The organism is Streptomyces sp. NPDC022910 (assembly GCF_055561075.1).
Genome location: NZ_JBVHHL010000125.1, coordinates 1 through 6713 on the forward strand (window position 1 = coordinate 1; position 6713 = coordinate 6713).

General features: G+C 65.8%; 7 protein-coding genes. 5 read left to right on the forward strand and 2 right to left on the reverse strand.

From position 1 onward, the window contains the following. Positions 1 to 258: 258 nt before the first annotated feature. Complete coding sequence (locus tag ACZ3TS_RS42215) at positions 259 to 1422, reverse strand: IS4 family transposase (protein WP_467628337.1); 1164 nt, start codon at positions 1420 to 1422, stop codon at positions 259 to 261. A gap of 737 nt (positions 1423 to 2159) precedes the next feature. On the opposite strand from ACZ3TS_RS42215, the gene ACZ3TS_RS42220 reads away from it, so the two are divergent. From ACZ3TS_RS42220 to ACZ3TS_RS42240, 5 genes are all read left to right on the forward strand, one after another. Then, a complete protein-coding gene (locus ACZ3TS_RS42220; RefSeq protein ID WP_467628340.1) occupies positions 2160 to 3419 on the forward strand; it encodes a nucleotide sugar dehydrogenase in 1260 nt (419 codons plus the stop codon). A gap of 109 nt (positions 3420 to 3528) precedes the next feature. Beyond that, positions 3529 to 3744: a hypothetical protein gene (locus ACZ3TS_RS42225; RefSeq protein ID WP_467628342.1), complete on the forward strand. Its 216-nt coding sequence runs from the start codon at positions 3529 to 3531 to the stop codon at positions 3742 to 3744. A 65-nt stretch (positions 3745 to 3809) separates the two neighbouring features. Next, positions 3810 to 5207: a glycosyltransferase family 2 protein gene (locus tag ACZ3TS_RS42230; RefSeq protein ID WP_467628345.1), complete on the forward strand. Its 1398-nt coding sequence runs from the start codon at positions 3810 to 3812 to the stop codon at positions 5205 to 5207. A 107-nt stretch (positions 5208 to 5314) separates the two neighbouring features. Beyond that, positions 5315 to 5533 carry a transposase domain-containing protein gene (locus ACZ3TS_RS42235; protein WP_467628348.1) on the forward strand — a complete coding sequence of 73 codons (219 nt, stop codon included), beginning with the start codon at positions 5315 to 5317 and terminating at the stop codon, positions 5531 to 5533. 233 nt (positions 5534 to 5766) lie between these two features. Continuing rightward, the gene (locus ACZ3TS_RS42240; RefSeq protein WP_467628351.1) at positions 5767 to 5976 is read left to right on the forward strand and encodes a hypothetical protein; all 210 of its coding nucleotides are present in this window, start codon (positions 5767 to 5769) and stop codon (positions 5974 to 5976) included. 125 nt (positions 5977 to 6101) lie between these two features. Here the strand turns inward: ACZ3TS_RS42240 and ACZ3TS_RS42245 are convergent. Then, positions 6102 to 6713, reverse strand: a 612-nt coding sequence (locus ACZ3TS_RS42245) for an excalibur calcium-binding domain-containing protein (protein WP_467628354.1), incomplete at its 5' end; no start/stop codon positions are given.

Consider the following 6713-nt stretch of genomic DNA (forward strand, 5'->3'; position numbering starts at 1 on the left):
TAGGCAGCTGATGCCATCTGTCGAGCCGGAGACGACGTCTTGCCATATGCGGTGGTCTGCGGGATCGCTGGGCTGTTCGGTGGTGCGGGGCGTTGGCCGTCGGGGAAGAGCTGGAGCTCGATGGTGTGGGTGACGTGGGTGGTGGCCGGTTCGTCGGGCCGCAGGGTGCGGTAGCCGGTACCGCTGCGCTTGGTGGCGCGGGGTGCGGCGCGTCCGGGGCGGGGCTTGACGGCCTCGCGGACCAGGTCGTCCTGAACGTCACGGACCTTGGCGGTCAGCTGCCGAGGGGGAAAAGTCCGCGCCGACGGAGCGTCGGGCGGCGGCGAGAGTCTGCTTGAAGCTGATGTGCGAGACGGGGAGGTGGGCGCGGTGGGCGGACTCGGCAGCCAGCTGGTGAAGGGCCTGGTAGACGCACAGCATGGCCCACAGCTCCTGCTCGACCATGGCGGGGCTGTTGGAGCGCAGGGTGGCAGTCCGCCCGCCGCGCTGCTCGATTTTGATGTGTTTGAAGATCGTTTCGCTGGTCCAGCGCGCCGTGTACAGCTCCGCCAGCTCGCGGGCGGGCGCCGAGCCTGGGTCGAGCAGCGTGGTGATCAGACAGAACAGCTCGGAGGTCTCCTCGCTCGCCCCGTCCTCATCGAGGGTGGTGGTCAACACCGTGTACTCGATCACCCGCACCGTGATCCGCGCCCCGCGCGGGCCGTTGAGGTGGGAGAGGTAGGTACCGTCCGACAGGACGTGGTCCACCGGCAAGGTGAAGGAGTCCGAGACGCGCCACAGGAGTTGGGCGCCCCTGTCCGCGGCGGCCTGCCACAGGCCGAAGGCGGGAAAGCCCCGGTCGGCCATCACGAGCATCCCCGTGTGCAGGTGCACCAGCAGGCGCCGTGCCAGGGTCCGCTCACCCACCGCGAAGGAGTCGAAGACCGCGCCGATCATCGCCTTGGTGCCGCACTCCACCAGTGCCAGCAGCCGCACCTGCGGATACGGACCGGGCCGGCCTCCGTTGGAAGCGCGGGTGTAGGCGGCGGCGTTCGCCTCACTGTCCGGCACGTCGAACAGGGAGCCATCCAGGGAGGCCAGGCGCAGGTCACGCCAGAAGGCACCGGGGGTGGCCGGACTCCCGCTCGCCCCCGCGACCCGGTCGAACAACAACCGGAGCGGACCGGGCCCCACCCGCTGGCGGGCCAAGGTCAGTGAGCCCGTGCCGGCCGGCCGCCACTCCTCACCCCGTCGACGCGGCCAATGCTCCACCAACTCCCGCAGCACCAGCCCGTATCCGTCTCCCGTGAACAGCCACATCGTGAGCACGAAGTACACCACCAGCCGCGACGGCAAGGACCGGGTCCGCTCCTCCCGCGCCCCAGCCTCGTCAACCACAAAGTCAACCAACTCGGGCGTAAAGGTCCGCGACAGCAGCCCCATCCGGATCCGCTCCGGGTACGTCTCACCAACTATGTGACCCCTCGACACAAGATCGAGATGATAGGCGATCTTGAACTATCCAAGCGACGTTGGCCGTCAGGGGGCGGCCTGTGAGGCACTGGCACCTTCTGATCCGTAGCTCTACAGAGATCGGTCACTGAAGGTCATACAGGCTGCCGGGAAGCCCATGACGGCCGGTGTGGGGCGCTGCCGGTTGCTGAGGTTGCTGTACTTCGCCGTTGTACCGCAGCCCCCTGCTGCCAGGCCGTTGTCAGTGCCGCTTGCTAGCTTGCCTGCTGGAGTGAGACCGGTCAGAGAACCTTCGAGGTCCGCGGTCAAGGGGGTGGGCACAAAGGTCTCCGGGGGCCACCTCGGGACTGCGTTTCAGGCCTCAGCAACCTGGAGGACGTCTTCGTCGCGGCACGCACGGCACGCGAAGGCGCCCGCCTCGGGCCGGATGGCCCGAGGAAACCCAGTTGGCTGGACGGCGACGGAAAGGTTACGTCCAGATGACGTCCATAGCGACAGGGGAACGTAAGTGCGGAAGTTGTGTACGATGCAACCATTGTGTGGCTAGTCTTCTACCGAGACATCGGTGAACTAGTCGCACGCACGTCTCAAAGCGAGGGATGAGTTACCGGCGGGTTGAGGGGGCCTCGTACCGCCGGGACCGGGCAGGGGGCCCGGCAACCTCGACGGCCAGCGGGGAGCTGGTCGTAAGTTCAGGGGTGGGGACAGTGAAGAACATAGTCGTGGCCGGACAGGGCTACGTCGGACTTCCGCTTGCAGTGGAGGCGGTCAGGGCGGGATACGACGTCGTGGGATATGACGTCGACGAGCAGAAGATCGCCAGCCTGAAACGCGGAGACTCATACATAGCGGACATCAACTCCGAGACCGTCTCGGAAATCCTTCGGACGAACCGCTACACCCCCTCCTCCCTCGACGAGGAGATGAAGGGGTTCGACGTCGCGATCATCACGGTTCCGACTCCACTCCGGGACGGCGACCCGGACCTGTCCTACATAGAGAGCGTTGCCGAGACAGTCGGTCGGTTTCTCGAAAAGGGCCAGCGCCAGACAGTCGTCCTGGAGTCGACCACATACCCCGGGACCACCAGGGACGTACTCGTCCCGATCCTGGAGCGAGTCTCGAAGCTCACCGTCGGCGTCGACTTCCATGTCGGCTTCAGCCCCGAGCGGATCGACCCGGGCAACAAGACCTGGACCTTCCGCAACACTCCGAAGATTGTCTCGGGGTTGGGTGACGAATGCCTGCGCAAGGTCGGTGAGTTCTACAGCTCGGTATGCGACAACGTGGTAACCGCCAAGGGGTTGGAAGAGGCCGAGCTGGCGAAGGTCATGGAGAACACCTTTCGCCACGTCAACATCGCGCTCGTCAATGAGCTCGCGGCCTTCGCCGACGAACTCGACATCGACGTGTGGCACACGCTGAACCTCGCCGCCACCAAGCCGTTCGGCTATATGAAGTTCACGCCGGGACCCGGTGTCGGCGGGCACTGCCTGCCGATCGATCCCGCCTATCTTGCGTGGCACGTCAAGAAGCAGGTCGGCCGGCCGTTCCGGTTCGTGGAGACCGCGAACGAGATCAACCGGGCCCAGCCCCGGTACGTGGTGGATCGTCTGACCCGGCTGCTGAACAGCCGACGGCTGTCGGTGAACGGCGCGAAGGTCCTGATGTACGGCTACGCATACAAGAAGGACAGCTCGGATTACCGGGAGTCTCCGGCAATCGAGATCCACGCGCTGCTGAGAGCGCTCGGTGCCACGGTGAGCGTGGTCGACTCCTTTGTAGCGGGTCAGGGAATCGAGGACGTCCAGGACGCTATCGGGCCCGATCAGATTTCGCAGTACGACGTCGCTGTCATCGTCACCGATCACAGCGACGTCGACTACGAGAAAGTCGTCCGGAATTCAAAGCTGGTTCTGGACACACGAAATGTCGGTTGCGTGGCCGACAACGTAGAGCTGCTCTGAACAGAGCAGCCAGGGATATGAGACGGGGGCGCCCCCTGGGGCCGAACTCGTCATACTATGAGCGCACAATCACCACACATCCATCGCAATCCCTTGGGGGGACTTTCGTATGTCTGGACGCGCGCAGCTTGCGCAAACCGGTCTGCCCGTGCTGGTCCTCGGCGGCGTCACCATCCCGTTCGGCCTGTATCTGGCCCTCGCTGTCGCCGTCGTCGCCCTCGGCGTGGTGCTCTTGCTGAAGTTCGGTTGGCGCCGCCACCTCACGGCTGGCCAGTTGGCTCCCGCGAAGGGCACCGTTACCGAGCACCGTCGGCACGGTAAGTGAGTAGAAGACGTCATCCGCCGGTGCTGACAGCCCATCAGCACCGGTCGGTAACGGTCCTGATGGGCATGATCATTCTCCTCCTGCTCGCCGGGTGGGCCACGCACCACACCATGATGGTTCTCGCCACCGACCCGGCGATGCGGAGTCGCGCTACCTTCGTATTCTCCGGCCTGTTCTTGATCTTCGTTATCCAGACGTTGCTGTACCACCTGGAGCGAGCCCCGAGAATGACGCCGCGTATCGCCCGGCGCCTTAAGGGGCTGCACGCAGCAGTCCTCGTACCCGCCTACAACGAGGACCCCGGATATCTCAAGCTGGGCCTTCAGGCGTTCCTCGGTCAAACCCGTCTTCCCGACTCTGTCCACATTGTCGACGACGGATCCACGAGTACGGATTACGCCGAGGTGCGGACCTGGTGGGAGCGTGCTGCTGCGGAGAAGGGCGTGGCCACCACCTGGCAGCGCGTGCCCAATGGGGGCAAGCGCAGCGCCCAGGCCCACGGGGTCCGCGTCAGTCCCGACGCGGACATCTACGTCACCTGCGACTCCGACAGTTGCTTCGCTCCCACCGCCCTTGAGAACCTCCTGACTCCGTTCTCACGGGCTCGGGTGCAGTCCGTTGCCGGAGTCGTGGTCGCCACGAACAACCGGGCGAACTGGTTCGTACGGATCATGGACCTGTGGTTCACCGTCTGCCAGCTCGTCGACCGTTCAGGGCAGTCGGCCGTCGGCGCAGTCATGGTCAACTCCGGCGCCATCGCTGCCTACCGGGCGGGCGTCATCCGGGACAACCTCGACGGCTACCTGAACGAAACATTCATGGGGCGCGGCGTTGGTTTCTCGGACGACTCCATGCTCACCCTTTTCGCGCAGGAACGCGGCCTGACGGTGCAGCAGCCTCGCGCGATCTGCTTCACGGCTATGCCGGAGAAGTGGTCGCACTTCAATCGCATGTACCTGCGGTGGATGCGGGGCTCAACCATCCGCTCCGTCTGGCGCATGCGCTACCTGTCGGCCCGGCGTCCCGCATTTTGGCTGCACATCGTGCGCTGGGTGCAGTTGATCCTCACCCAGGCCATCACGGCGTGGCTGGTGATTGCGGAGCCGATTGTCAACCGCGAGCCGCCGCCTGTCACGATGTTTATCATCCCCTTCCTCATCGGCTGGGCGCAAGGGCTGCGATATCTGAGCGTCATCCGCTCCGACGAGCGGATTCGCTCGCGGATCCTCACCTGGCTGGCCATGCCTGCCGCAATCGCCATCGCGTGGACGGTACTGCGCTGGCATCGCTGGTATGGGGCTCTGACGTGCCTCAAAACCGGCTGGGGCACCCGACAGAACGGGGCTGAGGTTTCCCTGGAGACAAGTGACACTCCAGCACCGACAGCACCGAAGTTCTACGACCCGCTCGACGATTCCACACTGAAGATCACACAGTACCGGTCGATGTCCTCGACCCCTTGACCCTCCGCCCCCGCACGCCCAACGTCTTTCGATGAGTTGACCTCGGTTGGGGAGAGCCACGACTCGTGCGGAGTGATCACGTTGCTGGTGAGAGCTCCCCAGAGCGGGTGCGATTGGGGCTGCTGACGCGAACCTTCACACCGGAGTTGGTCGACCTTGTGATGGAGGAGGCCGGCGCACGGGTGGACCGGACGCGGTCGCTGCCCGCGACGCTGATGGTGTACTTCACGCTGGCGTTGTGGTTGTGCACCGGCCAAGGTTACGCGCTGGTGCTGCGGGAGATGGTGGAGAACATCCCGCGCCGGGCCTGGGAGCGCTGGCGGTAGCCCGCCGACGCTTGGGCTAGGCCCCGCTGCGGCTGCTGCTCGACGAGGTGGCCGGTGCCCGCGGCACGGGGCCACCTCGGGGGGCGTTCTGGCGCGGGCACTACCGCTGAGCCTGAATGGCGTGCATGATCCTTTCACGCCCCCCAACGCACGACGACGCACGCAGAGGGAGCGGTGTGAGCCTGAAGGGCCATGTGCAGACCCGAGCCACAGTGGTAAGTGCCGGGGAAACCGTGACGCTCGTGTCCATCGAGGACTGGTACCGCGGCCAAATCCTGGCCCCCGTCGACACGGCGATCATCGAGGCGGCGGCCGACAAGCTGCGCCAGCATTTGCCCGATACACAGCTGTGGGTGATGGCGCGGCTCACCGCCCAGTCCGCCGAGGACCTCGACCTCCAGCAGTGGAACACCTGCCAGGACGTGGATTCCCGTGCAGCGTGACGGCGGCACCAACGGGTGACCAGCACATCGCCGGAAAAGGCTCGTCCCGGCCGCAGGGACCTCACCGTCGACGGCGCCTGTGTCAGAGTGAATCCCATACCCTCACTCCGCCAGCAGCCAACAGGCTATTCGCAGGCGACGCCGTCACCGTCGCGGTCCAGGGCCGACCGGTAGCCGGGCTGCCTGCGGTAGAGGGGCGCCGCGCCAGCGGCGCGGGCGGCTGTGCAGTTGGCGTAGTACGTGCTGGTGCCGTCGCTGCTGCTGGTGGTCTTGGCGCTGGCCGTTCGCGTCGCGCCTGGTGACGGTGTCATGACTGGGCCCACCCTCAGCACGCTCTCTGCTGTCACCCAGTCGGTCGCGATGGCCCGCTGCGCCGCGGCGAGTGTCACCTGGTGGTCGCACACCGCGCGGTGAAGGGTGTTCTCCACCCCGTCCTTGTCGTTGTAGAAGCTGGTCTGTCCCGGCCCGGGCGGCTCGACCCACAGGTTGCTCGGGTCGTTGGGGTCACCGCCCAGTTCGAGGCTGATGAGGTGGTCGTACTCGGCAAGGTGCAGGCTGCCGGTGTAGCCGTAGGAGGCCGCGTTGGCAGTCTTCTCCTCGCCCGTCACGGATGAGGATGGCCGGACCTCGGCGGTGTACCCGGACCGGCAGATCGTCGTGGCGAGCGTGGCCTGGGTGACCGCGGGACTGGTCGCCCCGGGCGTGCAGGACCGGTCGGGCAGCGGCTCGCTGTGCTC

Excerpts from the sequence above, each read along its gene's own strand:
- ACZ3TS_RS42215 (WP_467628337.1), bottom strand. The coding sequence starts at position 1,422 with ATGGGGCTGCTGTCGCGGACCTTTACGCCCGAGTTGGTTGACTTTGTG.
- ACZ3TS_RS42225 (WP_467628342.1), top strand. The coding sequence starts at position 3,529 with ATGTCTGGACGCGCGCAGCTTGCGCAAACCGGTCTGCCCGTGCTGGTC.
- ACZ3TS_RS42230 (WP_467628345.1), top strand. The coding sequence starts at position 3,810 with ATGATCATTCTCCTCCTGCTCGCCGGGTGGGCCACGCACCACACCATG.